We start from the raw sequence: 25,157 nt of genomic DNA, 5'->3' as shown, positions 1-25,157 counted from the left end.
CACCGCTGGGCAGTTCTACTGGCCGTCAGTGGGCATTTTCGTGGCCGCCTATGGGCAGTTTTTCATGGCCGCTAACACAGGACCCGGGAACAAAGGCGTGGACCCGGTTCGAACCCTGGATGACAACCATCGTGGACTTGGACACCGGCCAGGTCCTGGGCGTGTTCGACGGCCGCGATCACAGGGGTGTTGGGGAGTGGCTGTTCGCCCGGCCGCTGGAATGGCGGCTGGCGGTGCAGGTCGTCGCGATCGACCCCTCGGCAGCTTTCCGCAAAGCGTTGCGGATGTGGTTTCCCCGCACCGCTGTCGCGGTCGATCATTTCCACCTGGTCTCGCTGGCCAACCAGGCCATGACCGAGACCCGGCAGAACCTCTCCCAGCAAGTCAAGGGCAGACGCGGCCGGGCCATCGATAAGGCTTGGGCGCACCGCATGCTGCTGCTTCGCGGTGGAGACAGGCTCAGCTGCAGGGCAGTCGCCCGGTTCGAGGGTGTATTCACGCTCGATGATCCCACCGGCACCCTCCGGGCCGGCTGGAAGGTCAAGGAGCAGCTCCGGGCCCTGATCAACACCGGTTCCCTGGAAGACGCCGCGGCAGCCAAAGAGGTTCTCGAGAAACTGGTCACGTCTGCCGGACGGCCGGAGACCAACAGGCTCTACCGCACCGTCTGCAGATGGTGGAAGGGGATTGAGGTATTCATCATCACCGGAGCCACAACAGGGAAAGTCGAAGCCAACAACACCGCTATAAAAAACATCCAACGAACTGCCCGCGGGCACCGCAATGCCGCCAACTACAAATCCGTTATCCTCTTGAGAAGTGCCGTCCGGACGGCGGCATGACACTCATTCCAGGACTCCGCTTTCCCGCGAGCCGCGAAGAGCCGGTGAAGGGGGCTGGGCAGCCACTCAGACCCCTTCAGTACCGTTAACGCCAGACGAGGGTCCACACTTGCGCTGCGAGGGCGTCGAAGGCAATGGGAGAGCGGTACCGGTCCGGCCCTTTTGGTTCTAGTCGTCCAAAAGTCCCAGAAGATAGCTGCCATAGCCGCTCTTCACAAGCGGCTCGGCACGCTTACGAAGCTCTTCATCGCTTAGGAAGCCCTGGCGCCAGGCAATCTCCTCAGGTGCTCCAATTTTCAGCCCCTGCCTGTTCTCAACGGTCCGGATGAAGTTAGAGGCGTCACTGAGATCGTTGAACGTCCCCGTATCCAGCCATGCGGTTCCGCGGGGCAGAATCTCGACCTGAAGGTCGCCTCGCTCCAAGTAAGCCTTGTTGACGTCGGTAATTTCGAGCTCGCCACGAGGAGACGGCTTAAGCTCACGGGCTATCGCAACAACGTCGTTGTCGTAGAAGTAGAGTCCGGGAACAGCATAGTGGCTCCGGGGTTTTTCGGGCTTCTCCTCAAGGGAGAGCGCCTTTCCACCCGAATTAAACTCCACTACGCCGTAGGCTTTGGGATCCTTGACCCAGTAACCGAAAACGGCGCCGCCCTTGATGTCGGAGTGCTTGCGGAGTTGGGTTCCCATACCCTGACCGTAAAAAATATTGTCGCCCAGCACGAGCGCAACGGTGTCATTCCCCACGTGGTCGGCGCCCAAGATGAACGCCTGGGCCAGACCATCGGGGGAGGGCTGTTGGACGTACGTCAGATTGATGCCGAATTGGGAACCATCACCCAGGAGACGCTGGAACTGATCGGCATCATGCGGAGTGGTGATGATGAGGATGTCCCGAATGCCAGCAAGTATCAAGGTGGAAAGCGGATAGTAGATCATCGGCTTGTCGTAGACCGGTACGAGTTGCTTGCTGATGCCCAAGGTGATGGGGTGAAGCCGCGACCCAGTTCCGCCGGCCAGAATAATTCCACGCATGGCTTCAATCATTCACCACTACGGACCCAGCGCCAAAACTGATGCGTCGCGTTCTATTGTGATTTAGACAACGGAGAGGGACCCATGCGGCCGCGTATGCCGTCTCTTACCCCCCGGAGTGCGGCTGCGAGCCGAACCCGGCGGCCGTTCGCAAGCGCGGTCACCAGGACTAAGTGGCGCAAGTCCATTAAGGCGCCTCGAACGGCCCAGTACGGCTGCGTGGCCCGGTAAAGGCGGAATAGAAAGATGCGGTTACGGACAATGTAGTAATAACGCCAGGAGGCCGCTGTCCTGACCATGACGGGCTGACCCCGCCACCTGACGGTCATCGGTCCAATGCTGGCCGGGACCATCTGGCCCAATGAGTGCTTGAGCGATGCACCCTTTGCAATGATGCAAACCATACCAGCCGCCTTTGCGCGCAGGTAGAAGTCGCTGTCCACGCCGTCAATGAAGAGGCGCTCGTTGAAAGGGCCAACTGCCGATAGGCATCCAGTGGGTATCAGCAGCCCCGACTGCACAGGTTCATCGCCTAGGGTGACGCCGTTAGGCAAGGTTCGCGCCCTCTTGGGAAGGCCGCTCACGTTCGCCGGAGCAACCATTCCCACCTTCACTCCCGCCGACTGCGCGTTTTCTGCTGCTTCCTCCAATGCGCGCACGAATCCCGGTTGAATGAGCGAGTCCTGGTCCATGGTCAGGATGAAGTCGAGCCTCTGGTAGAGCGATTGAGCTTGCTTGACCCCTGCGTTCAGTGCAGAAGCGATTCCCTTATTGCTCCCAAGACGAACGACAGAACAGCCCAGCGCTTGAAGTGCATCGAAGATACTGTCAGCAGCGAGGTCGCTGCCGTCATCTACAACCACAACGCCGGAGCATTCCCGGAGAAGCGCTTCGCAGTTCAGGATGAGGCCTTCGGGGGGATTGAAGGCGGTGACAAGGCCAATGGTCACGGGGCGATCAGGAGCCATCACGCCCCCAGCCCGTGCCGAACCATGGTTCGGAACGCCCCGCCGTCGCCGGTCTTCAGCAGAATTGGCACAAGGGACAACGCATGCGCTCTTGACGTAAGGCGTAGACGCGCGGCGAGTTCTGCCCGTCGCCATCCTTTGGAGCGAGCCAATTTTGCTGCCAAGGCAAAATAGTCCCGCTCGCCCTCAAAGCGTGAGCCACTCAGGATGAGTACCGACGAGGCGCTGTCGGAGTGGCGACGGTAGGCAAAACATTTTTCAGGTACGACGAGGAGTGAGTTTCCCTCGACGATCATGTCGACGACAAGGGCAAGGTCCTGGATGATCGGAAACTCGTTCCGAAAATCGAATTTCCTGACGGAAGCCGTCTTGAAGGTCAAAGAGGGCCAATAGAGCCAGTCTCCGTGCAGGAGGCTGGTCGCTAGTTTTTCGCCCGAAAGCAGTAGGGGCGTGGAAGACCTCGGCCGAAGAAGACGCTGCTTGACCCTGTCCACGAGCGTCTTGCTGGGTTTGCCATCTGCGTCGACAACTGTCACGCCCGGCTGGATGATGTCTGCCTCCGGGAACTCCTCGTGGGCCTGCAGAACTATTTCCACATAGTTTGGAAGCAGATAGTCATCACACCCGACAAAACACACGAGATCCTGCTGCGCAAGCTGAAGAGAGGTCCTGAAACTGGCAGTAATTCCTTCATTTTGCTTTTTCTTTATGAAGGTGATGCGTGAATCGGCAAGTGACGACACGTAATTTTCGATCGTGGAATCCGGGTAGGCATCATCAACAACTGTCAAACGCCAATTAGGATTTGTTTGTTCGAGCACGCTGTCAATCGTCAGCTTCATATATCCCGGATCTCCCCAGTAGGGGATGAAGATGTCGAGGAAAGGACCCGGCATATTAGGGATGACCCTCGACATTCTCGATTCTGCTCTTCTGTGCCGTGGGCAGCTGCTCCGTCATATCCTCAATCTGCACGCGCAAAATTGCCACTTCCTCTGCCAGCGCGCGCGTTTCGTCTTCAACTACGGATATTTCCCATGACAAGTGGAGGGTCACGCCCAACAGCATCAGAATGCTAAGAATGAACAGCAGGTTTGATGGCAGCTGTATTCCCACGGTCCGGGCGACCACGTCCAGCAGTTGGGGGAACGCTGCCAGGATGAGAGTCGCTATGCCGACGACGAGCCACCAAATGGCGTATTTTTCGCGGAGTTTCTTGCGGCGCAACATCTCAACGACGAGACCCACAATGGCGAGTGCCAACACAAACGCGGCGACATTGGGCATCATTTTTGTCCTGCTGTAGCTGGGATGGAAAGAGACAGGTGGGAGCGCTTCCGGGTGAGGGCAAACGCAAGGGCAAAGAATGAGCGGCCGAGATATACAGCCGCCTTGATGGGATGATGGCTGGGGGTGCCACCCTGGCGGGGTCGCATTTCAACAGGTACCTGCGTGACCTTCAAGCCTGACCGGATCGCCACCACAAGGGAGTCGATGGTGTCGCCCAGATATTCGGCAGGGTAGTGGTCCAGATACTGGGCGATCGCTCTGCGGTTAGCTGCACGGAAGCCCGAAGTAACGTCCGTCAGGGGCGTCTTGGCCAACCGCGACAATACAAAGGCCAGCAACTTCATGGCCCACTTCCGCGGCCCGCTGACCGCGTAGTCGCCTCGGTCGGCAAACCTGGCCCCAATCGAGATGTCAGCTGATGCTAATCCGTTGAGTACTTCCCTGATGTTGCGCGGATCATGTTGGCCGTCCGCATCGACCTGGATAACTTGGCCATAACCAAGCCGGTCGGCGTACTTGAAGCCCGCCCTCATGGCGCCGCCGACTCCCAGATTGAAGGGAAGGTTCATCACCGCAGCACCAGCCGCGGCCGCTTCGAAGGCTGTCTGATCAGTTGACCCATCGTTTACGACCAACACGTCGTAAGGCTCGTCGAGTGCGAGTACCTCGGCAACTGTCGTCCCCACGCAAGCGGCTTCATTCCATGCCGGCATGATGACCAGGACACGATTGCTTTCCAAAGTGCGCATAATATCCCAACTATACCAATGCGGGCGACGGCAGACGGCGTCAGGCCATGACGATCACGGCCGTTACCGCGCAGGCACTCCGGACCTGACATGGCAGGTTAGACGAGGCGGCGCCTTGAATCCTACGCGTTAGCAGGCGCCTCCCGCTAACCGGCGGCTGCAGGCTCGGCGCGAGGAGTCCCGTCGAGTCCAGGTGCCGCCATGCCGCGCGCACCAGCCCTGGTGACCTCTTGAAATCGGCTAGTCTCGTATGCCATGACTAGTGGACAGCCCCTGTTGCCGGTTACGCCCCGGATAAGTGTGTGCATGGCCAGCTATCGTGGTGGCCTTTACATACAGGAACAGATCTCGTCCATCCTGCAGGAGCTGGGACCGAACGATGAGCTGGTGATTGTCGATGACGCGTCCCCAGATAACACCATTGACGTGATCAGCAAAATTACAGACCCCCGGGTTCGGCTGATCCGGAACGCAAGTAACTCGGGCTACGTCAGGACCTTCGAAAAAGCGATTCTCGCCAGCAGGGGCGAGTTCATCTTCCTCTCCGACCAGGATGACGTCTGGATTTCCGGGCGGGTCCACCAGATGCTCGAAGGGCTGCAAACTTCAGCGATGGTTGCCACGAATTTCGCGATGCTCGGCGGGGGACCCCGCCCATGGATACCTCCCCTGAAATCCACGATGGACTCCCGACGCCTGGCGAACCTGCTCGGAATTATGATCGGCTACCGCGCTTACTACGGGTGCGGCATGGCGTTCCGACGCGAGCTCATCCCTGTTGTTACTCCCATTCCGGAGTATGTTCGCGAGTCCCACGACCTTTGGTTTGCGATATGCGGCAACATGGCTCAATCTATTGCGCACTTGGAAGCGCCCAGCCTGCTGCGCCGCCTGCACGATCAGAACGAGACACCCAGCGGCTTTCGTTCCCTGCCGCGGATCGCTGCGGCCAGAGTCATGCTTGGACGGTTACTTCTGGAGGCGTCGCGGAGACTTCGACGGCGGCAAGGGGGATGATCAAGCAGCTAAGCTGGCCTAATGCAGAATCTCCTTGTCACCGGCGGTGCCGGCTTCATCGGTTCCAATTTTGTTCACTACGTTCTTGAAAACACTGATGACCGTGTCACCGTTCTGGACAAGCTGACTTACGCCGGAAACCTGGAATCTTTGAAGGGACTGCCCGCAGACCGCCTTGAGATTGTTGAGGGTGACATTGCCGATGCTGGGCTGGTGGACCGACTGGTTGCCGAAACTGATGTAGCGGTTCACTATGCGGCAGAATCACACAACGACAACTCCCTGCATGACCCCCGCCCGTTCCTGGATACAAACATCATCGGCACCTACACCCTGATTGAGGCTGCGCGGAAGCACAACAAGCGGTTCCATCATATTTCCACTGACGAGGTCTACGGCGACCTTGAACTGGATGACCCGGAGCGGTTCACCGAGCAGACGCCGTACAACCCGTCAAGTCCCTATTCCTCAACGAAGGCCGGCTCGGACCTGCTGGTTCGGGCCTGGGTGCGGTCCTTCGGTCTGCAGGCAACCATCAGCAACTGCTCAAATAACTACGGTCCGTACCAGCACGTCGAGAAGTTCATTCCCCGCCAGATCACCAACATCATTGACGGCATCCGCCCGAAGCTCTATGGCAAGGGCGAGAACGTACGCGACTGGATCCACGCGAACGATCACTCGTCTGCGGTGTTGGCGATCATTGCCAAGGGCAGGATCGGAGAGACTTACCTTATTGGTGCCGACGGCGAAAAAAACAATAAGGACGTCGTTGAATTGATTCTCAAGCACATGGGACAGTCGCCCGATGCATATGACCATGTTGTAGACCGGCCGGGCCATGACCTTCGCTACGCGATTGATTCCACTAAGCTCCGCGAGGAACTGGGATGGGAGCCCAGGTTTTCCAACTTCGACACTGGCATCGAAGACACAATTGCGTGGTATCGGGAGAACGAAGACTGGTGGCGGCCCCAGAAAGCCCTGACGGAGGCAAAGTACAAGGAGCAGGGCCAGTAGAAGATGCCGACCATATTTTCGAAAAAGCTTGCTGCCCACGAAACCCCAATTCCCGGCGTCGTTCTTTACGACCTCCCCGTACATGGGGATAACCGGGGCTGGTTCAAGGAAAACTGGCAGCGGGAGAAGATGGTTTCCCTGGGCCTGCCCGATTTCCGCCCCGTCCAGAACAACATCTCGTTCAACGAGAAAGCGGGCACTACCCGCGGTATCCACGCAGAGCCTTGGGACAAGTTCATTTCCGTTGCCACGGGAAAGATTTTCGGGGCATGGGTAGACCTTCGGGAGGGACCCACGTTCGGTGCTGTGTTCACGGCCGAGCTGGACCCGAGCCGGGCAATTTTTATTCCGAGGGGTGTTGGCAACGCCTTCCAGACTTTGGAAGACAATACCGCCTACACCTATCTGGTCAACGACCACTGGTCCGCGGACGCCCAAGGGCAATACACCTTCCTGAATCTTGCTGATGAGTCAGCCGCAATCCAGTGGCCCATCTCCCTGGACCAGGCAGAACTGTCGGACAAGGACAAGGCCCACCCCCGGCTGGCTGACGTCGTCCCCATGCCGCCGAAGAAGATTCTGGTGGTGGGGGCGGACGGCCAGCTTGGCCGGGCGCTGCGAAGGCTTTACGACGGCGACCCGTCGGTAGAGTTCGCTGGTCGCAGTGAGTTCGATCTCAGTGATGCTGCGAGCTTCGCGGCCCGTAACTGGAAGAACTACTCGACGGTCATCAACGCAGCGGCGTACACCGCCGTGGATGCCGCGGAGACTCCGGAAGGCCGCACAGCCGCCTGGGCCAACAATGTGACTGCTGTCGCGCTCCTGGCCAGGACCGCCGTCGAACACGACCTCACTCTCGTGCACGTCTCGTCCGACTACGTCTTTGATGGTTCACATGCCATCCATACCGAGGATGAGCCCTTCTCACCGCTGGGTGTCTACGGCCAGACAAAGGCTGCAGGTGATGCTCTCGTGCGCGTCGTACCGCGGCACTTGATCATCCGCACGAGCTGGGTTATCGGCGATGGCAACAACTTCGTCCGCACCATGGCTTCCCTTGCCGCACGTGGGGTGGAGCCCTCCGTGGTGAATGACCAGGTGGGCCGGCTTACATTTACCGACGACATCGCCGCAGGCATCCAGCACCTCCTTGCGGCAGGAGACTACGGGACGTACAACCTGACAAACGACGGCGAACCTCAGTCCTGGGCCGAAATCGCCTCTGACGTTTTTGAGTTGTCGGGGGCGTCGCGCGATGCTGTCACCGGAGTCAGCACTGCGGAGTACTTCCGGGGCAAGGAAGCGGCTCCGCGCCCTTTGAACAGCGTGCTCGACCTCGCGAAGATCAAGGCGTCCGGCTTTATCCCCAGGCCTGCCCGGGAAGTCCTGGAAGACTACCTCGCCCAGCAGACGACGCGGGCATAGCGGGTTCACCATGCCTTTTGACTCCCACTCGTTTGGCATCATCGCCCTTGCGGCCTACCAGCCAGACTGGGACCTGTTCCGCACCCAGTTGTTGTCCATCCAGGCCCAGACATACAAAAACTTCCTGTGCCTCATATCCGCGGATGGGGGAGACGCGGAGATTGAGGACTTTGTCGCACGTGAGTTAAGCGGCGATGACCGCTTCAAGGTTCTTGGTTTTCCCGACCGGCTGGGCTTTTACGGCAATTTCGAGCGGGTGCTGCGGCAAGTTCCCAGTCATGCGGATTGGGTGGCACTCTCGGACCAGGATGATTCGTGGTATCCCACCAAGATCGAAACGCTACTGCCCCATCTGGGCAGTGTGAGCTTGGTTGCCGGGCAGGCAAGAGTGGTACGGCTCCCCGGCAACCAGGTCGTAGCCGAGTCAACTCAGCGCAGCAATGTTGGACTTGGGTCCTTGCTCGCCCAGAACCAGGTGACAGGAAGCCTGTGCGTGTTCCGCCGGGACCTTCTTGACCTTGCGCTCCCTTTCCCGAGGCTTGAGACCATAACGCAGGTTCACGACCACTGGCTCGCGGTCTGCGCCAAGGCGACGGGTGGCGTACGGCTGGTCAGCGACGTCGTTCAGGACTATGTGCAGCATGGAGGAAACGTCCTGGGTGAGGTGGCTGGACGAAAGAGTCCGGCACAGTCCCTGGATCACCTCAGGGCCATGTCAAGAAAATACCAGGGCAGCGGTAGCCCCGCCGCCATGCTCAAGACTGCCAACGACCTGAGCTTCGGCTGGCGAAGGGTAATGGCCGATGCCTTGCGGAAGCGCCTGGGCATAACCGATGGCGTAGATGATGCGCTGGCGGCTTATGAGACTGGGCATGGCTGGAGGAGTACTTCCAGGACGCTGGTTGCGGGGCTGAGAAGGGGCGAGATCGCGCTTCCATGCTTCCTGGAATTCATGGCTGGCGTTCCTGTCGAGCTTTTTGCCAAGGGCTCCAGGTCTTAGCGGCTTCGGGTTCCGAAACATCCCGCCTGGCCGTGAGGGCCGGAAGGACTTCAGTCCTGCGCGTGTGCGGTCTCGAATTCCGTGCGGTTATGCAGACATTTGCGCACGACCATGAGCTGGTAACCCGCTACCACAAGTTCAGCGAGACCTACTGCCCACGCGACCCCGGGCGCGCCCAGCAGCAGACCGAGTACCAGCATCAGGGGAACGTTCAGGGCGGCCCCTACCGCTGTGGAAGTAGCCAGGGCGGCTCCTTGTCCCAAGGGAATGAGGCACGCAAGCCCTACGATCTGGGCGACCAGCACGCCGGCCAGGATAATGCCAAAGGGGATGCTGAGGCTGAAGCTGATGGCGATTGCCCCGCCCGAGAAGAGCGTGCTGGCCCACGGAGTCAGCGCGGCAAGGAGTCCGCCGGCCATGAGCCCGGTTGCCGGGGCAAGTTTTGCGACTGTTCCTATCCTGTGCAGACTCTTCGCAGGTCCGGCCTCCGGAATCCACCCCTGGATCACCTGGAGGATGGGGCCAAAACCCGCGACGGCAAAGCGGAAGAGTTTGTCCGCCAAGGCGTACTGGGGGAGTGCTCCGTTCACTACCTGGTTTACGACGAGCATGGGCAGGTTACTGTTCAGGCTGCCAGTACCCGCAGCAATCACGCCATGCTTCTGGTCCTTCAAACGCTTCATAGCCGGGCCGATCCGCAGATCGGTTTCCAGTCGGCGTCCCGCTTGGGCAAGAACGCCGACTGCCCCAGAGACAACCGCCAGCAGGTTGAAGACCAGTAGCGAGATGACAAATACGATTGGATTCGGGATGAATTGAATCAGTACGAGGCCAGCGATGGTACCGATTCCCTGTGGGAGTACGTCGAACAGAAACAGTCGCCAGGGCTTCGCCTGGCCAATAAAGAACCAAGAGGCGCCCACGAAAGGAAACACGTAAGCCACGGACGCCAATGCAGCTACAAATGGGTCAGCTTTAGTGATCAGCAGCATCACAGCGAACATCACCGGGGCCGTAAACAGCAAGAGGTAGCCGCGGCTGACAAGGGATTCGACATACATCTGAGGGCGTTTCTCGACGGGAAGCGATGCTACGAGGGCAGCTCCCACGGTTCCCCATCCGAAGGCGACGACGATCCCAAAGATGGCAGCAGTCGCTTGTGCCAGAGCCAGTTCACCCCACACTTCTTTGCCCAAGGTGGAGATGACAAACGGAATGGCCAGCAAATTAACTGCGGTCGAAAATACGAGGGAGGCCGCGAAACCGCCAAAGCGGCGAATCAAAGCAGGGGCGGCTGCAGAAACCAAATGTAACTTCCTCCGATCTGGAAATGTGCTTTCCCTTGGCAGACGTTTTCGGTGTCGTCCGTGGTCTTCCACTGCGGGAGCGCCCTGTGGTGGCCGTCCCGGGAGCCCCCCGTGGCTCACATTGACGTCCCTTGCTCGAGGCGCGACGAACAACAATGCGAATCCGAAGGGGACCCGCTATTTGAACTTGTAGACGGAGAATTCCTTGCCGGACCACGTGAGGGTGCGTTCAGGAACCAGGCAGGGAGCCTCCAGCTTGTGGGACGACGCGATGCCTTGGAGGCTCGGCCACCGATTCTTAAGGTCACAAGGATCCACTCGCACCAGGGTGGTGTCTGTTGCAACCGTTCCAAAATCAATAGGTTGTCCCACTGTCCACTCGAAGAAGACGAAACCACCGCCGCGATTCCATGCGTCCGCGTGGCGGGATTGCGGATCCAGCTTCTCCCATGCCTCCGTGTTCGGTCCCGACCGTTGCAGACCGCTCAAAGAGGGTACGCCGTTTGCTGTCATCACAGTGTCGAACGGGCTGAAGTCAGATGCCCAGACGCCGCCTGACGCCGCTGCCTGTCTGCCCTCCGCACGGAGATAAGTGGCAGTCTCGGATTCGCGCAAGTCGCCCAGGCCAAAAAGAAGTGGATTGGCGCCGATAACAGGAACAGCAGCAAGTGCCGACGTCAAAACGAGCGGCCAAACCTTTGCCGGGAATTTGGTAGTGATGAATACGCAGGCTCCTACGGCCAAGGAAGTGCCCAGAATCAGCGAGCGCGGCATTGTGGGCAGGTACGACAACTGCAGGGACGAGGCTGCGTACCCGGTTACAAGAGCACAGCTGGCTGCTGCGACGGCTGGGCCTCGCCATCCCACCCGGGACGGGAGGCGGTCGAGCAGGAAGCAAACCAGTAATGAGGCCAAAATTCCACAGACCTGGGCGGCCCGTGCCGGTTGGACGTAGTTTAGGAGCGGGATTGAGGATCCCCGCTCACCAAAATTGATGGTGCACCATGCGAGCCATATGAGAGCGAAGGCTCCCAGGACGAGAATTACCGTGTTGTCGCGGAATTTCCCCAGGTTCTTAATGAACACGATAAGCAGGGCGGCCCAGACAAAGGCTATGGTAAATGCAGTCGAAAGCTCGCTTTGGTTTATCCCTACGGGTGCCACATCCTGCATTGCTCCGAGCGCGGGTGCGCCGAAAAGCATGGCAAAGGACTGGGCTGCGCCCGCGGACCTCCGGGAACCCGGGTAAACGGTATTGAGGAGCGCGGACAATCCGGCTCGGTTCTCCCAAAGGACCCCCGCTGCAAAGACCATCGAAACAAGCCCCGCGGACCCCAGCGCAAGAAGCTTCGGCTTCCATGTTTCCCTTGACGCCATGATCCACACCGCTGTGGCTGTGAGTACGGGAAGGCCGAGGACGAGCGACCAGGGAATGTAAAAACTCGGCAAGCCGGCGAGCAATATGCCTGACAGCAGGGATTGCAGGGCCGGGATCAGACGTTGTCCCAGCGCAAATCTTCTGTAGGCAGACAGGAGCAGGCTTGAACCGGCGATTGTGTAGGCAATCAGCTGAATGGGCATCATTGTCCACCAAGAGGCAGCCGGCGACAGCGCGATCAGGAACGCTGCAAGCCAGCCCCAGCGGCGGGCCGCCCCGAGCTGGGAAAACCACGTTGGCAGGAACAGGAAGAGGAGCAGCGCGGGAAGCCACCAATGCGCTGCGAAGACCATGGCGTCGGGCAGGAATGCCGCACTCCGCAACAATGTGGAATCGAAGAAAACCAAAGTCTCAAAAAAGCCGCCGGAAGGATAGCGGTGGGCTATATCCGCGGGTGCAGCAAGGACGCTCGTCGTAGGCGCTCCGCCGGTGGCCATGATCGATAGAACGATGGGGGAGAACGCGTTGTACTCATCCGACCTGATCGGAGACGCATCCCCGATTTGAAGACCCAAAGGATGCGCCGGGTCCTGGCGGAGGGTCGGCATGCCAATCGATGACGTTGTAGCCCCCATGACCACAACGATCACGTAAAGGAGGATGACCGCTATGCGAAGAGGGTTGTCACTCCTTCCCGCGTAAGCAAGGAGCGTTACTCTCTTCCCCAACTTTTCAGCTGGCGGTGCTACTACTGAACTCAAACGTGCGTCCTTGGGTCGGGCTGGCGTCGTTATGACTCTTGCTTCATTGGAGCTTCCTGATCGGCAGAAATGAGCCCTGCCGAATGCCGCTATGGTAGGCTACAAGCTAGTCCGCAGGGCGCCTGCACGGCCGTTGCACTCGAATGACTGTTGGAATTCCAGCAAATGTAGTCTACCCGGCGCCCAGGCTCACTCTTACCGCGAGTGATTATTGCCGCCGTTCGTGGCCCGTCGATGCCGCCAGATCAGAAATTAAGAGGATAAGTGCTGAGAAGGCATTCGAAAATTGTACTAAACAGCGAGCTGGCGCGTTTCATCATTGTTGGCGGCATATCCTTTGTGATTGATCTCGGTCTGCTCATGCTGCTGCATGAAGTATTCCTGGTGGATTTGCTGATAGCCACTCCTGTCGCTTTCCTCATCAGCCTCGCCTTCAATTACGCCCTTCAGCGTGTTTTCACGTTTCGCGCCGAAAACGGCAAAAGCGTGAGCTTTATAAAGTATTGCCTCCTGGTGGCCTTTAATACTGTTGCCGTGGACGTCATCGTCAATTTTGTTGACTGGCTGGGTGCCGGTTACCAGATAGGAAAAGTCATCGCGACGATCTTGACGACCGCTTGGAACTTTCTTCTGTACAAGCACTGGATATTCAAGTCCGGAGCGCCGGACAAGACAGTGGCCGTCGACAACATCCCTGCACCGCCACTCTGACGTTCGATGGCCTGCCTGCTGACGGAGGCTCGAACGGGGCGGCTGCGAATGCCAGCAGGCTGTTGTGGAGTTCTTCGCGGTTCGTGGGGAAAGAGCCCACATGAGTGTCATGCCGCCGCTCCGGCCGCGCTTCTCAAGAGAAGAATCGATTTGTGGTTGGAGGCACTGCGGGCTGCCCTGCAGCTGAGCGTGTCGCCGCCGAGCAGGAGCAGCATCCGGTTGGCCAGGCCTTGTCGACGGCCCTGCCGCGTCGGCCCTTGACCACCGACAGCCTTGCGGCCCCTGCAATCGGACCCCAGGACTTGGCGGTGTCCAAGTTAATGATTGTCGTCATCCGTGGCTCGGACCGCGTCCTCGCTCTCGTTGGTGGGTCCCGGATGTAGCGCACGGACCAGAACCAGTGTTCGTCAATGCCGAGCACCCGCGGACTGGGTTGGTCCACGTCGGGCAGCCACAGCAAGCACGCTTCGGTGACAGCGGCACGGACCATCCACCAGGACACGGCGAAGCTGGCGGCAGTCACTGACACCGCCCTCCGGACTGGAACACGGCGTCCACGAGCTGGTCCCGGCGCCGGCGCCGGCTCGTGGACCGGGGACGCAGGACCTGAGGCGTGGATTCGAGGAACGAGAGCCGCTCACAAGCCGGTTCTTCGCAGTACCAGCCCATAGGACGCTTGCGGGGTCGTGAGCCCCGGCAGACGCTCCTGGCTCCGAGCCCTGCAAAATCAAACTTTTTCAGCGGCCCTTCGCGCCGTTCCAAGTGCCGCGCCGCAGCCTCCAGTACTGCACCAGCGTGCTAGAGGCTGCCAACAATCGCGGCTTGGGTGTATCCGTCGGTTGTTCTGGTCATTCCGTCACCGGCGTAGAACCAGAGGCTGCCGTCGGAGCGGCGACCCAGGATGTCGGATTTGCCGTCGTTGTTGTTGTCGCCGGCGCCTAGGATCTGGTCGTAGACTTCCCATCCGGTTCCGATCTGTCGGGCGTTTTGGTAGCTGTTGGTTCCGTTTCCTGCGTAAAACCAGAGCGTGCCGTCGGCCCGCCGGGCCATGAGGTCGGGTTTGCCGTCCCGGTTGAAGTCACCGGTGTTGATCAGCTGGTTGTAGATCTCCCAGCCGCTGCCGATCTTTTGCCCGGTCCGGTAGCCGCCGCTGCCGTCACCGGCGTAGGACCAGAGTGACCCGTCTGGCTGCCGGGCCAGAATGTCGGTCACTCCATCACCGTTAGTGTCTCCAGCGCCTTGGATGGTGTCGAAGATTTGCCAGCCGGTACCTATTTGTCGAGCTGGCTGGAAGTTTCCTGCGCCGTTTCCTGCGTAGAACCAGAGTGTGCCATCAGGCCTGCGGGCAATGAGGTCGGCTTTTCCGTCACGATTTGAGTCGCCGGTGCCAACGACGGCGTCATATATGTTCCATCCGTTGCCGATGAGTCGGCCAGCTTGGTAGCCACCGGAGCCTGTTCCGCTGTTCAACCACAACGAACCATCCGTACGCCGGGTGACTAAATCCGGCCGCCCATCACCATCCAGATCGCCTACGTTTGTCAGGCGGCCTTGGCTGTCCGCGCTCAACCCCAGGGGCTGTGCTTGGGTGTATCCGTCGGTTGGGCTGGTCATTCCGTCACCGGCGTAGAACCAGAGGCTGCCGTCGGAGCGGCGACCCAGGATGTCGGATTTGCCGTCGTTGTTGTTGTCGCCGGCGCCTAGGATCTGGTCGTAGACTTCCCATCCGGTTCCGATCTGTCGGGCGTTTTGGTAGCTGTTGGTTCCGTTTCCTGCGTAAAACCAGAGCGTGCCGTCGGCCCGCCGGGCCATGAGGTCGGGTTTGCCGTCCCGGTTGAAGTCACCGGTGTTGATCAGCTGGTTGTAGATCTCCCAGCCGCTGCCGATCTTTTGCCCGGTCCGGTAGCCGCCGCTGCCGTCACCGGCGTAGGACCAGAGTGACCCGTCTGGCTGCCGGGCCAGAATGTCGGTCACTCCATCACCGTTAGTGTCTCCAGCGCCTTGGATGGTGTCGAAGATTTGCCAGCCGGTACCTATTTGTCGAGCTGGCTGGAAGTTTCCTGCGCCGTTTCCTGCGTAGAACCAGAGTGTGCCATCAGGCCTGCGGGCAATGAGGTCGGCTTTTCCGTCACGATTTGAGTCGCCGGTGCCAACGACGGCGTCATATATGTTCCATCCGTTGCCGATGAGTCGGCCAGCTTGGTAGCCACCGGAGCCTGTTCCGCTGTTCAACCACAACGAACCATCCGTACGCCGGGTGACTAAATCCGGCCGCCCATCACCATCCAGATCGCCTACGTTTGTCACCTGGAATGACGACGAAGGAGACGCCGAGGCGAAAGCTTTGAGCCCGGCATAATCGCCGTTCCATACATTGGAGTCACCTGCAAGGGGACCGGTGCTGCTGTATTGCCAAATGCTGTAGGTACCCCAGCCGGCCGGTACATAGCCGGCATCGTTGCTTGGTGAACTCGGGTAAGCGGCCACCCACAAGGGGTAGTCACCGAAGTCGGGCTGGTTGCCCAAACATTGGTTCCACCAGCTCGTGTTGGTGTAAATGGCTGGTAGCCGTCCCGTCAGCGACAGCATGGTGTTGCCGAAGTCCCTGACCCATGACGCTAGCTGTGACCCATTCATGCCATAGCAGGTGTCACCGAAGTAGAAGCCGTTGATTGTCCTGCCAGCATACGGATTGAACTCGAAGTCCAGGACCGGTGGCATCGTGTAACCGTCTGCGGACCAGCCGCCCCCGTTCTGTACGAAGTAGCGCGCCTGGTCCGCGCCGGAGGACCAATTAGGAATGGCGAAGTGGTAGGCGCCGCGGATCATGCCGACCGCCCGTGAGCCTTGGTACTGGGAACTAAATAGCTCATTGGTGTAATAGTTGCCCTCAGAGGCTTTTACGTAGGCAAATCGAGCACCCATGTTCCATTGCTGCTGCCAGTCAACCGATGGCTGGTGGGCGCTGACATCCAGCCCCTGAATCCCAAAAGTTGGTGTCCAGGTGCCTTGCGTGGAAAGCGACTCGGCGCTGAGCTTCTTTGCTCCGTCGGGGGTGGTCGACGCGGTGACGCGTGCCGAGCGCTGGCCCATCTCAGCTCCACCTGGACCCACGGCCTCGGCCATGGTTTGTGGTGAAGGAGTGGGGCTCGGTGACGGTGTAGCCAGCGGGGCAGGTGCCGGTGAAGAGGCCGGCGGTGTCGGCGTCGCTGTGGCCGTCACGCCCGGGGTCGGAGCGGAAGGAGTCGGGGGAGCCGGTGACGGGCTGACTTCCGCGGCAGCGGCGACTTCGGCTAGGCCCGGCCCCGCGAGCAGAGAGATGGCCAGCAGGGCGGTCCCCAAGGACTTCATGACTGGGCGACGGGACTGAGACAGGTTCCGCTTCATATGTGCTCCGGAGACAATGGGGCGCTCCCCCGAGCGCCTCTTTGGATACTGCTCAGGTGACTTCCCCCAGGAAGGCACCTGATAGTGCTATTTCGATAAATAACGCGCTCACCATAGCATCCGTGTTACTGGCGCAACCAGTGATCCTGATGTTACTTATGTGAATCCTGTGCTTACCCGTATCGAATCCTGAGGCCCGCTGGAGCCAATCTTGAGGTTGCTGGTTTATCCACACGAGGAGATGAGGGCTTGTTGCGGTGGGGCAAGCTCCCTAGGCTGTAGCCCAGTCGCACTGCCTCCGTCGGGGGGCCAGTTGTATGGGGGAACATATGGACGCGCTGGGGATTGTCGAGGATGAAGTCCGCGAGCTCATCCGCCGCCGCGGGCTGGACCCGCTCAGGCAGTCGGGCGAGGTCCGGCGGTTGGTCGAAGCGGCGGTGACCGATTATGACGAACGCGCCTTGATGGGACCCCTGCCACCCCTTGGTCCCCTTGAAGCAGCCCGCCGGTTCCTCTTCGACGCCGTCGCAGGTTTCGGTGTACTTCAACCGCTCCTTGATGACCCGTCAATCGAGGAAATCTGGCTCAACGCACCCAACGAAATCTACGTGGCCCGCAATGGCGAGTCAGAGCTGACGTCGCTGAGCCTTACCGAACAGCAGGTACGCGATCTCGTGGAGCGCATGCTCAAAAGCTCTGGCCGGAGACTGGACATGTCGTCGCCGTTCGTCGATGCCGCACTGCCTGACGGCTCGAGGCTGCACGTGGTGATTCCAGATGTAACCCGCCGCCACTGGGCAGTGAACATCCGCAAGTTTGTGGTGAAGGCCAGCCGACTGGAACACCTGGTGGAGTTGGGAACGCTGACGCCACAAGCCGCACGCTTTCTCGGTGCGGCTGTGTCCAGCGGCCTCAACATCCTTGTGTCCGGGGCAACCCAGGCCGGTAAGACCACCATGCTGAACTGCCTGGCCGCCAGCATCGGAAGCCGGGAACGTGTCATCACCGTCGAGGAAATTTTTGAACTCCAATTTCCACTCCGGGACGTTGTCGGTCTTCAGTGCCGTCAACCGAACCTCGAGGGTGAGGGGGAAATTCCGCTCCGCCGCCTGGTGAAGGAAGCGCTTCGGATGCGTCCGGACCGGCTGGTGGTGGGGGAAGTACGCGAAGCCGAGAGCCTGGACATGCTCATCGCCTTGAATTCGGGGCTTCCCGGAATGTGCACCGTCCACGCGAACTCGGCACATGATGCAGTCACCAAAATCTGCACGCTCCCACTGCTGGCGGGGGAGAACATCTCCAGCGCTTTCGTCGTTCCCACGGTCGCATCCTGTATTGATCTCGTAGTGCACTGCAGCAGGCACGCTGACGGGCGGCGGCAAGTCACCCAAGTCCTGTCGCTGGGCCGCCGCGTGGAGAACGGCATCATCGAATCGTCATTGGTTTTTGGCCTGGAGAACGGCGTCCTGCATCCACGTGCCAACGCCATGCCTTCGGCGGAAAAATTTTCACGGGCCGGGTATGACGTCGCCGCCCTGCTGGATCCGCGATGATCTCCGCGCTGGTGGGAGCCGTGGCGGGGGTTGGCCTCTTCCTCATTTGGTGGTCCTGTTGGGAAACACCTGACCTCGGAAGCCGGGCGCGCAAGCCAAGCCGCGTGGCTGACCTCCTGGCGGCCGCCGGAGTCGACAAAGTCTCGGTGCGCGGCCTGCTCGCGACATGCCTTGGGCTTGGGATCTTCGTGGCACTCCTCTTCTACGCGCTGAGCCGTTCCTGGCCTATTGCCGGCTGCTTTGGCCTCTTCGGCACCTGGCTGCCGATCACCATCCTCCGCTGGCGGGCCAGGAAAAGGACGGCGATGCTACGCCAACTTTGGCCCGATGTCGTAGATCACCTCCGGTCTGCGATCCGGGCGGGCCTGCCCCTGCCTGAGGCCCTGATCCAGCTTGGCGACAAGGGGCCCGAGGAACTGCGGCCCGTCTTCCGCGAGTTCGGCGCTGATTACCGCGCAGGTGGGCAATTCGACGGTTCCCTGAACAAGCTGAAGCAGCGGCTTGCAGACCCCGTGGCTGACCGGATCATCGAGGCACTACGGCTGACGCGGGAAGTTGGCGGCTCCGACCTGGGGAAGCTCCTGGGCACACTGGCCGAATTCCTGCGGGAAAACGCCAGGACCCGCAGCGAGCTCGAGGCGCGGCAGTCGTGGACTATCAATGCTGCCCGGCTCGCCGTTGCGGCGCCATGGATCGTGATGATCCTCCTCGCGACCAGGACGGAAGCAATCCAGGCCTACAACACGCCCATGGGTGCGGCAGTACTGCTCGGGGGCCTGGTGGTCTCGTTGGTGTGCTACACGGTCATGCTGAAGATCGGGGCCCTGCCGCAGGACGAAAGGGTGCTTCGATAATGTTCCCTTCCCCTTCGGCGTTGGTTTGCGGAATCGGTCTTGGCGTCGGATTGTGGCTCGTGATTTTCCGGTCTCCGCCGATGCGCGCCATGACATTGTCGGACCGGATCGAGCCCCAGCTGAAGTCGCAGAACCTGGAGTCGCGACTCCTGCGCGCCGGCGAGCAGAACCTGACACCGTTTGGGCCCCTTGAACGGATCCTCCGTCCCGTCTTCCGGGATTGGCTCTCCGTCCTGGGGAAACTTAGCCCCTCACCTGGCGCGACCGCGCGGCGCCTGGCGCAGGCAGGGATCAACAAGTCACCGATCGACTTTCGCGCGGAGCAGCTGCTGTGGGCCACGGCCTGCTTCGTTGTCTCGCTGACCGTCATCCTGATTGGCGCCGCAGCGGGCAGGTTCAGCCCTTTCCTCGCGGCCGCGGTGATCATTGGCAGCGCTGCAGCGGGCTTTGTCCTGCGGGACTACTGGCTCGGCGCCCAGGTCCGGCGGCGCGAAGGCCGGATGATGGCAGAATTCCCCAGCCTTGCCGAACTGATGGCGCTGGCGGTGGGTGCGGGGGAGAGCGCGACAGGCGCCCTGGACCGGGTCTGCCGGAGCGCGAAGGGCGAACTGTCCAAGGAATTCTCGAAAATACTTGCAGAGACCAGGGCGGGCAAGCCCCTCGTCATGGCCTTGCAGGAGTTCTCCGCGCGCACCGACCTTGCGCCGCTGGTCAGGTTCGTCGACGGGATCATCGTAGCGGTGGAAAGAGGAACGCCCCTCGCAGACGTGCTCCGCGCCCAGGCGCAGGATGTACGCGATTCAGCGAAACGCGACCTCATGGAAGCTGCGGGGAAAAAGGAAATCGCAATGATGGTGCCGCTGGTGTTCGGAGTGCTTCCCCTGACCGTGGTATTCGCGGTCTTCCCCGGTCTCGCGGCAATCAACCTGGGCTTCTGATGAAGAGCAAAACCCGAAGCCCGTACTGCAGCAACACCTGCAAGTCCCCTCAGAGAAACAGGAACAGGACGCAATGATGAAAACCATGGGAATCCGCTGGGCGATGCTGCTTCTTGCCCTTGCGGCTTTGCTGCAGCTTCAGATGGTCCGGGCGGTTCGCCCTCACCCGCGTCAGGCCGCACAGCGCGAGGACGGGCCCGATCACGGACAGCAGACCCCGGCAACCGAAAGCGATAATCCGGAGCGCGGCGACGTACCGGGCTGGGTGATGATCACCTTGATGTCTGCAGTCCTTGTCGCAGCCCTGCTGGCACTGGCAGGCCCCGCACTGGAAACCATGTTCAACCAGGCAATGGACAAGGTGGGGAACTGAACCATGGGGAGGTCCGCGCCCCGGCCGCTGGAGCAGCCGGGGCTCTGCCCGGCAGGCGAGCGGGGTTCGGCCGTTGTGGACTTCGTCCTGGTTGGCGGGCTGCTGACCATGTTCTTCCTGGCAATAATCCAGCTGACCCTGGTCCTGCACGTCAGGAACACCCTCATCGATGCTGCTGCGTCCGGGGCGCGTTATGGAACCCTTGCTGACCGCAACGCCTCGGACGCCGAAGAAAGGACCCGCAGCCTCATAAGCATGGCCCTTAACCCGGGCTTCGCCGAACAGGTCAGTACCCAGGAGGTCAGTGTCCAAGGCATGCGGACCCTGGAAGTTACAGTCCGCTCTCCACTGCCTGTCATTGGTCTCATTGGACCGCGGAACCAGCTGGAGGTGAAAGGACATGCTGCTGTTCAGCCCTGACCCAGCCAGCTTCAAACCAATGACCGGCTCGAAAACTATGCCCGGCTGCAAAACAGGCCCCCGCCCCAATCCGCTGCTGGGCTCCACGGCACACGCACGCTTCCGTACCCGCCTGGCTGATGCACTCTGCCGGGAGCGGACCGGGGACGGTGACCCGGCGGACAAATTCCAAAACTCCGCACCAGTCCAAAGGGAGGACGGGAAACAGCCGGGCATGGATCGTGAACGGGGCAGCGCAGTGGTCGAATTTACGTTCCTGGCACTCCTGCTCATGGTTCCGCTGGTGTACTTCGTGATCACTGTCGGACAGATCCAGGGAGGCTCCTTCGCCGTGGTGGGCGCGGCGGACCAGGCAGCGAAGGTCTACGTGGCCCAGCCTGATGCTTCGACCGCCCAGGCCGCGGCCGAGCAGGCGGTGGCACTTGCCCTCTCCGACTTCGGTCATCAGGCAGATCGGGCCAGCATGAGCACCGCCTGCAGTCCCGCTGACTGCCAGGCGGCGGGCAGTACGGTAACGGTAACGGTCAGCCTGAGCGTTCCCCTGCCGTTTATGCCCTTCGCCGAAGGGTTGTCCGCCACAGAGGTTCAAGCATCCTCCTCCCAACTGGTAGGCCGGTACCGATGAAGAGCAGGGAACCGGACGAGAACGGCCAGTTGATGGTCATGATCCTCGGCTACGTTGTCCTGGCGCTCCTGGTGGCTACGGTGGTCATCGGCATTTCCGCCGTTTACCTGGAGCACAAACGCCTGCTCTCCCTGGCGGACGGGGCATCGCTTGCTGCCGCCGACAGCTACACCCTGGGCGAAGTCTCAACACAGGGCGGCAGCCCCTCGGCGGTCCTCAACCCTGCCCGCGTCCGGAACGTCGCAGCCGACTTCGTCGCAAGGAGCCCGGCCTCGCAGCGTTTCTCCGGCCTTGCGGTCGCCGGGGCGACGGGCACGCCGGACGGTTCCACCGCCGTCGTGGTCCTTACGGCCGCCGTCCACCCACCTGTGGTGAACTTCCTCATTCCACACGGCATCCCCATTGAGGCGACGTCCACCGCGCGCTCGCGGTTGACCCGGTAGGACGCCGGGGCGGCCAGGATTCGGCAATAGCGTAGGCTTAAACCACCATGGCCAATATTGATTTTTCCGCTGAGATCCGCGCGCTTCGCGCCACCTACGAGTCCATCGAACGCGTTACCGACGTGGAGGCGCTCAAGGAAGACATCGCCGAACTCAGCGAGCGGGCGGGGGAGCCGAACCTTTGGGACGACCCCGCGGCCGCGCAGAAAGTCACCTCCCGGCTCTCGCACCGCCAGTCCGAACTGGAACGCCTCACCAGCCTCGAGGCCCGGATCGACGACCTTGAGGTCCTGGTGGAACTCGGGCAGGACGAGGACGACGCCGATTCGATGGGGGAGGCCGCGGCCGAACTCGAATCCATCAAGAAGGCACTCAAGGACCTGGAAGTGGTCACCCTGCTGTCCGGCGAATACGACGAACGCGAAGCTGTGGTTTCCATCAGGGCCGGTGCGGGCGGCGTGGATGCCGCGGACTTCGCCGAAATGCTGCTGCGCATGTACCTGCGCTGGGCTGAGCGGCACGGGTATCCCACCACGGTCATGGACACCTCATACGCGGAGGAAGCCGGGCTGAAATCAGCCACCTTCGAGGTGAAGGCACCCTATGCATTCGGCACCCTCAGTGTGGAAGCCGGCACCCACCGCCTCGTCAGGATCAGCCCGTTCGACAACCAGGGCCGCCGCCAAACCTCCTTCGCGGCAGTTGAAGTCATCCCGCTGATCGAGCAGACAGACTCGATCGAGATCCCGGACAACGAAATCAGGGTGGACGTATTCCGTTCATCCGGCCCGGGCGGGCAGTCGGTCAACACCACGGACTCCGCGGTCCGCCTCACCCACATCCCCACCGGCACCGTGGTTTCAATGCAGAACGAGAAATCCCAGCTGCAGAACCGCGCGGCTGCCATGCGCGTGCTGCAGTCCCGGCTCCTGCTGCTGAAAAAGGAACAGGAGGATGCGGAAAAGAAGGCGCTGGCCGGCGACGTAAAGGCCTCCTGGGGTGACCAAATGCGCTCCTATGTCCTGAACCCCTACCAGATGGTGAAGGACCTGCGCACCGAACACGAAGTGGGCAACACGTCCGCAGTGTTCGACGGCGAGATCGACGATTTCATCGACGCGGGCATCCGCTGGCGTACTGACAACCGCAACGCCGAAAAGTAGGCAGTCCTCCGCCCGCCCGCCGGCTGATCCGGCGACACGCCCCGGAAAGCCCGCCCAACCACCGGGCATGCTGCGTATAGTCGAGGGGCCGGGGCCCTACCTTCCCCAAACGAAAACCCGTGCACCGGCTGCAGAACTGGGCTGCATCAAATGAAGGATCAGCCGTGCCCTGCAGGGTACTTAGGGCCATGATTCGATTCGAAAATGTCACCAAGGTTTACGACCAGAAAGCCCGTCCGGCACTGGATTCCGTCAATCTTGAGATCGACCGCGGGGAATTCGCCTTCCTCGTCGGCGCGTCCGGTTCCGGGAAGTCCACGTTCCTCCGGCTGGTGCTGAAGGAAGACCGCGCCACCTCCGGGGCTGTCTACGTCGCCGGCCAGAACGTCGCCAAAATTTCCAGCTGGCGCGTTCCCCGCCTCCGCCGCGGCATCGGCGTCGTCTTCCAGGACTTCCGCCTCCTGCCCCAGAAGAACGTGTTCGCCAACGTCGCCTTCGCCATGCAGGTCATCGGCAAGAGCCGCAGCGTAATCCGCGACACCGTCCCCGAGGTCCTCAAGACAGTAGGGCTCGAAGGCAAGGAACACCGCATGCCGCACGAGCTTTCCGGCGGCGAGCAGCAGCGCGTTGCCATCGCCCGCGCCGTGGTCAACCGGCCCGGGATCCTCCTCGCGGATGAACCGACAGGAAACCTGGACCCCACCACCTCCATGGGAATCATGGGCGTGCTGGACAAGATCAACCAGAACGGAACCACCGTGGTGATGGCCACGCACGACGATGACATCGTCAACGAGATGCGCAAGCGGGTGGTGGAGCTGAAGAACGGCGTGGTGATCCGCGACGAAGCCAGGGCCCTGTACACCTCGATGATCCCCGTCGTCGGCCAGTCCCGGCGCCTGAAGGACGCCAGCGGCAGGGAAACGCCCGACGCCGGCCTGCCGCGCAACGGTGCCGAAGGCGAGGCCCAGCGGTGAGGCTTGCATTCATTCTTTCCGAGATCGGCAGCGGCCTGCGCCGCAACCTTTCCATGGTGGTCTCAGTCATCCTGGTCACGTTCGTGTCCCTCACGTTCGTGGGCGCGGCAGGCATGCTGCAGATGCAGATCAACCAGATGAAGGGCTACTGGTACGACAAGGTCCAGGTGGCCATTTTCCTCTGCAGTGAAGGTTCGACGGCGCCCGGTTGCGCGTCCGGGCCCGTCACCCCCGAGCAGCAACAGGGCCTGAACGCGCTCCTGGAATCGCCCGCCGTGGCCCAGTACATCAACGACTTCCAGTTCGAGTCCAAGGATGAGGCCTACAAGCACTTCAAGGACCAGTTCTCCAACTCGCCCATCGTTGATTCCGTGACGCCGGACCAGCTGCCGGCATCGTTCCGGATCAACATGAAGGACCCGGAGAAGTACCAGATCATCAGCGAAACGTTCTCGTCCCAGCCCGGCGTGGAAACGGTCATCGACCAGCGCCAGCTGCTTGAACGCCTCTTCTCGGTGATGAACGGAGCCTCCCTGGTGGCGGTGGGCATCGCAGGCGTCATGATCGTTTGCGCGATCCTGCTGATTGCCACCACCATCAGGCTCTCCGCATTCAGCAGGCGCCGGGAGACCGGAATCATGCGGCTGGTCGGCGCCTCCAAGACCGTCATCCAGCTGCCGTTCATCCTCGAAGGCGTCATCGCGGCGGTCATCGGCGCAGCCCTGGCCTCCGGCACGCTGTGGGCAGTAGCTCAGTTCTTCCTGGGCGACTACATGTCCCGCCAGTACCCGGACACCGCTTTCATCTCGTCCGGCCAGACCCTGATCCTCGCACCGGCGCTGCTGGTCCTTGGCGGATCCTTGGCAGGAATTTCGTCTCTCTTGACCTTACGTAGATATTTGCGCGTTTAGGCTGTGCACACCG

General features: G+C 60.9%; 24 protein-coding genes. 16 read left to right on the top strand and 8 right to left on the bottom strand.

Annotation, left to right across the window (positions count from 1 at the left end; all coding sequences use genetic code 11):
* Window positions 1–119 precede the first annotated feature (119 nt).
* Window positions 120–842: an ISL3 family transposase gene (locus ACTHQS_RS13215; protein WP_440169581.1), complete on the top strand. Its 723-nt coding sequence runs from the start codon at window positions 120–122 to the stop codon at window positions 840–842.
* A gap of 168 nt (window positions 843–1,010) precedes the next feature.
* On the opposite strand, the gene rfbA is transcribed toward ACTHQS_RS13215, so the two are convergent.
* Genes rfbA through ACTHQS_RS13190 form a run of 5 tightly spaced genes read right to left on the bottom strand, consistent with a single transcriptional unit; the run spans window position 1,011 to window position 4,881 of the window.
* Window positions 1,011–1,874, bottom strand: a complete 864-nt coding sequence (gene rfbA, locus ACTHQS_RS13210) for a glucose-1-phosphate thymidylyltransferase RfbA (RefSeq protein WP_440169578.1) — start codon at window positions 1,872–1,874, stop codon at window positions 1,011–1,013.
* Between the two features lie 53 nt (window positions 1,875–1,927).
* Window positions 1,928–2,824, bottom strand: coding sequence for a glycosyltransferase (locus tag ACTHQS_RS13205; RefSeq protein WP_440169576.1), 897 nt, complete (start codon window positions 2,822–2,824; stop codon window positions 1,928–1,930).
* 17 nt (window positions 2,825–2,841) lie between these two features.
* Window positions 2,842–3,759: a glycosyltransferase family 2 protein gene (locus ACTHQS_RS13200; protein ID WP_440169573.1), complete on the bottom strand. Its 918-nt coding sequence runs from the start codon at window positions 3,757–3,759 to the stop codon at window positions 2,842–2,844.
* A complete protein-coding gene (locus tag ACTHQS_RS13195) occupies window positions 3,740–4,129 on the bottom strand; it encodes a DUF2304 domain-containing protein (RefSeq protein WP_440169622.1) in 390 nt (129 codons plus the stop codon). The genes ACTHQS_RS13200 and ACTHQS_RS13195 overlap by 20 nt, the downstream gene beginning before the upstream one ends.
* A complete protein-coding gene (locus ACTHQS_RS13190) occupies window positions 4,129–4,881 on the bottom strand; it encodes a glycosyltransferase family 2 protein (protein WP_440169571.1) in 753 nt (250 codons plus the stop codon). The genes ACTHQS_RS13195 and ACTHQS_RS13190 overlap by 1 nt, the downstream gene beginning before the upstream one ends.
* 306 nt (window positions 4,882–5,187) lie before the next feature.
* On the opposite strand from ACTHQS_RS13190, the gene ACTHQS_RS13185 reads away from it, so the two are divergent.
* The 4 genes from ACTHQS_RS13185 to ACTHQS_RS13170 are packed head-to-tail and all read left to right on the top strand — an operon-like array spanning window position 5,188 to window position 9,343.
* Window positions 5,188–5,898: a glycosyltransferase gene (locus tag ACTHQS_RS13185; protein ID WP_440169569.1), complete on the top strand. Its 711-nt coding sequence runs from the start codon at window positions 5,188–5,190 to the stop codon at window positions 5,896–5,898.
* Window positions 5,899–5,919: 21 nt separating this feature from the next.
* Complete coding sequence (rfbB, locus tag ACTHQS_RS13180; protein ID WP_440169566.1) at window positions 5,920–6,918, top strand: dTDP-glucose 4,6-dehydratase; 999 nt, start codon at window positions 5,920–5,922, stop codon at window positions 6,916–6,918.
* Window positions 6,919–6,921: 3 nt separating this feature from the next.
* Window positions 6,922–8,343 carry a sugar nucleotide-binding protein gene (locus ACTHQS_RS13175; RefSeq protein WP_440169563.1) on the top strand — a complete coding sequence of 474 codons (1,422 nt, stop codon included), beginning with the start codon at window positions 6,922–6,924 and terminating at the stop codon, window positions 8,341–8,343.
* A gap of 10 nt (window positions 8,344–8,353) precedes the next feature.
* Entirely contained in the window at window positions 8,354–9,343 is a 990-nt protein-coding gene (locus ACTHQS_RS13170) for a glycosyltransferase (RefSeq protein WP_440169561.1), read from the top strand.
* 50 nt (window positions 9,344–9,393) lie between these two features.
* Here the strand turns inward: ACTHQS_RS13170 and ACTHQS_RS13165 are convergent, their stop codons facing one another.
* Both ACTHQS_RS13165 and ACTHQS_RS13160 read right to left on the bottom strand, forming a co-directional pair.
* Complete coding sequence (locus ACTHQS_RS13165; protein WP_440169559.1) at window positions 9,394–10,650, bottom strand: hypothetical protein; 1,257 nt, start codon at window positions 10,648–10,650, stop codon at window positions 9,394–9,396.
* Between the two features lie 177 nt (window positions 10,651–10,827).
* Window positions 10,828–12,756 (bottom strand): DUF7657 domain-containing protein, encoded by a 1,929-nt coding sequence (locus ACTHQS_RS13160; RefSeq protein WP_440169619.1) that lies wholly within the window; start codon window positions 12,754–12,756, stop codon window positions 10,828–10,830.
* Window positions 12,757–13,053: 297 nt separating this feature from the next.
* Here ACTHQS_RS13160 and ACTHQS_RS13155 point away from each other — a divergent pair, with 297 nt between their 5' ends.
* Window positions 13,054–13,500, top strand: a complete 447-nt coding sequence (locus ACTHQS_RS13155) for a GtrA family protein (RefSeq protein ID WP_440169556.1) — start codon at window positions 13,054–13,056, stop codon at window positions 13,498–13,500.
* A 798-nt stretch (window positions 13,501–14,298) separates the two neighbouring features.
* Here the strand turns inward: ACTHQS_RS13155 and ACTHQS_RS13150 are convergent.
* Window positions 14,299–16,593 (bottom strand): FG-GAP-like repeat-containing protein, encoded by a 2,295-nt coding sequence (locus tag ACTHQS_RS13150; RefSeq protein WP_440169554.1) that lies wholly within the window; start codon window positions 16,591–16,593, stop codon window positions 14,299–14,301.
* A 623-nt stretch (window positions 16,594–17,216) separates the two neighbouring features.
* Here ACTHQS_RS13150 and ACTHQS_RS13145 point away from each other — a divergent pair.
* The 10 genes from ACTHQS_RS13145 (at window position 17,217) to ftsX (ending at window position 25,144) form a co-directional block, all read left to right on the top strand.
* Window positions 17,217–18,440, top strand: a complete 1,224-nt coding sequence (locus ACTHQS_RS13145) for a CpaF family protein (protein ID WP_440169552.1) — start codon at window positions 17,217–17,219, stop codon at window positions 18,438–18,440.
* Entirely contained in the window at window positions 18,437–19,294 is an 858-nt protein-coding gene (locus ACTHQS_RS13140) for a type II secretion system F family protein (protein ID WP_440169549.1), read from the top strand. The genes ACTHQS_RS13145 and ACTHQS_RS13140 overlap by 4 nt, the downstream gene beginning before the upstream one ends.
* Window positions 19,294–20,232, top strand: a complete 939-nt coding sequence (locus ACTHQS_RS13135; RefSeq protein WP_440169546.1) for a type II secretion system F family protein — start codon at window positions 19,294–19,296, stop codon at window positions 20,230–20,232. Before ACTHQS_RS13140 ends, ACTHQS_RS13135 begins: the two co-directional genes overlap by 1 nt.
* Window positions 20,233–20,308: 76 nt before the next feature.
* A complete protein-coding gene (locus ACTHQS_RS13130; protein ID WP_440169616.1) occupies window positions 20,309–20,605 on the top strand; it encodes a hypothetical protein in 297 nt (98 codons plus the stop codon).
* Between the two features lie 3 nt (window positions 20,606–20,608).
* Entirely contained in the window at window positions 20,609–21,025 is a 417-nt protein-coding gene (locus ACTHQS_RS13125; protein ID WP_440169540.1) for a TadE family protein, read from the top strand.
* Between the two features lie 214 nt (window positions 21,026–21,239).
* Window positions 21,240–21,650, top strand: coding sequence for a hypothetical protein (locus ACTHQS_RS13120; protein WP_440169538.1), 411 nt, complete (start codon window positions 21,240–21,242; stop codon window positions 21,648–21,650).
* Entirely contained in the window at window positions 21,647–22,093 is a 447-nt protein-coding gene (locus ACTHQS_RS13115) for a pilus assembly protein TadG-related protein (RefSeq protein WP_440169535.1), read from the top strand. The genes ACTHQS_RS13120 and ACTHQS_RS13115 overlap by 4 nt, the downstream gene beginning before the upstream one ends.
* Before the next feature lie 47 nt (window positions 22,094–22,140).
* A complete protein-coding gene (gene prfB, locus ACTHQS_RS13110; RefSeq protein WP_440169531.1) occupies window positions 22,141–23,256 on the top strand; it encodes a peptide chain release factor 2 in 1,116 nt (371 codons plus the stop codon).
* 188 nt (window positions 23,257–23,444) lie between these two features.
* On the top strand, window positions 23,445–24,233 hold the full coding sequence (ftsE, locus tag ACTHQS_RS13105) for a cell division ATP-binding protein FtsE (protein ID WP_440169529.1): 789 nt from the start codon (window positions 23,445–23,447) through the stop codon (window positions 24,231–24,233).
* Entirely contained in the window at window positions 24,230–25,144 is a 915-nt protein-coding gene (gene ftsX / locus ACTHQS_RS13100) for a permease-like cell division protein FtsX (protein WP_224026502.1), read from the top strand. The genes ftsE and ftsX overlap by 4 nt, the downstream gene beginning before the upstream one ends.
* Window positions 25,145–25,157 lie beyond the last annotated feature (13 nt).

The sequence above is a fragment of the Arthrobacter sp. SAFR-044 genome, from assembly GCF_051965175.1.
GTDB lineage: Bacteria > Actinomycetota > Actinomycetes > Actinomycetales > Micrococcaceae > Arthrobacter.
This window is presented reverse-complemented; position numbering and strand designations above follow the sequence as displayed.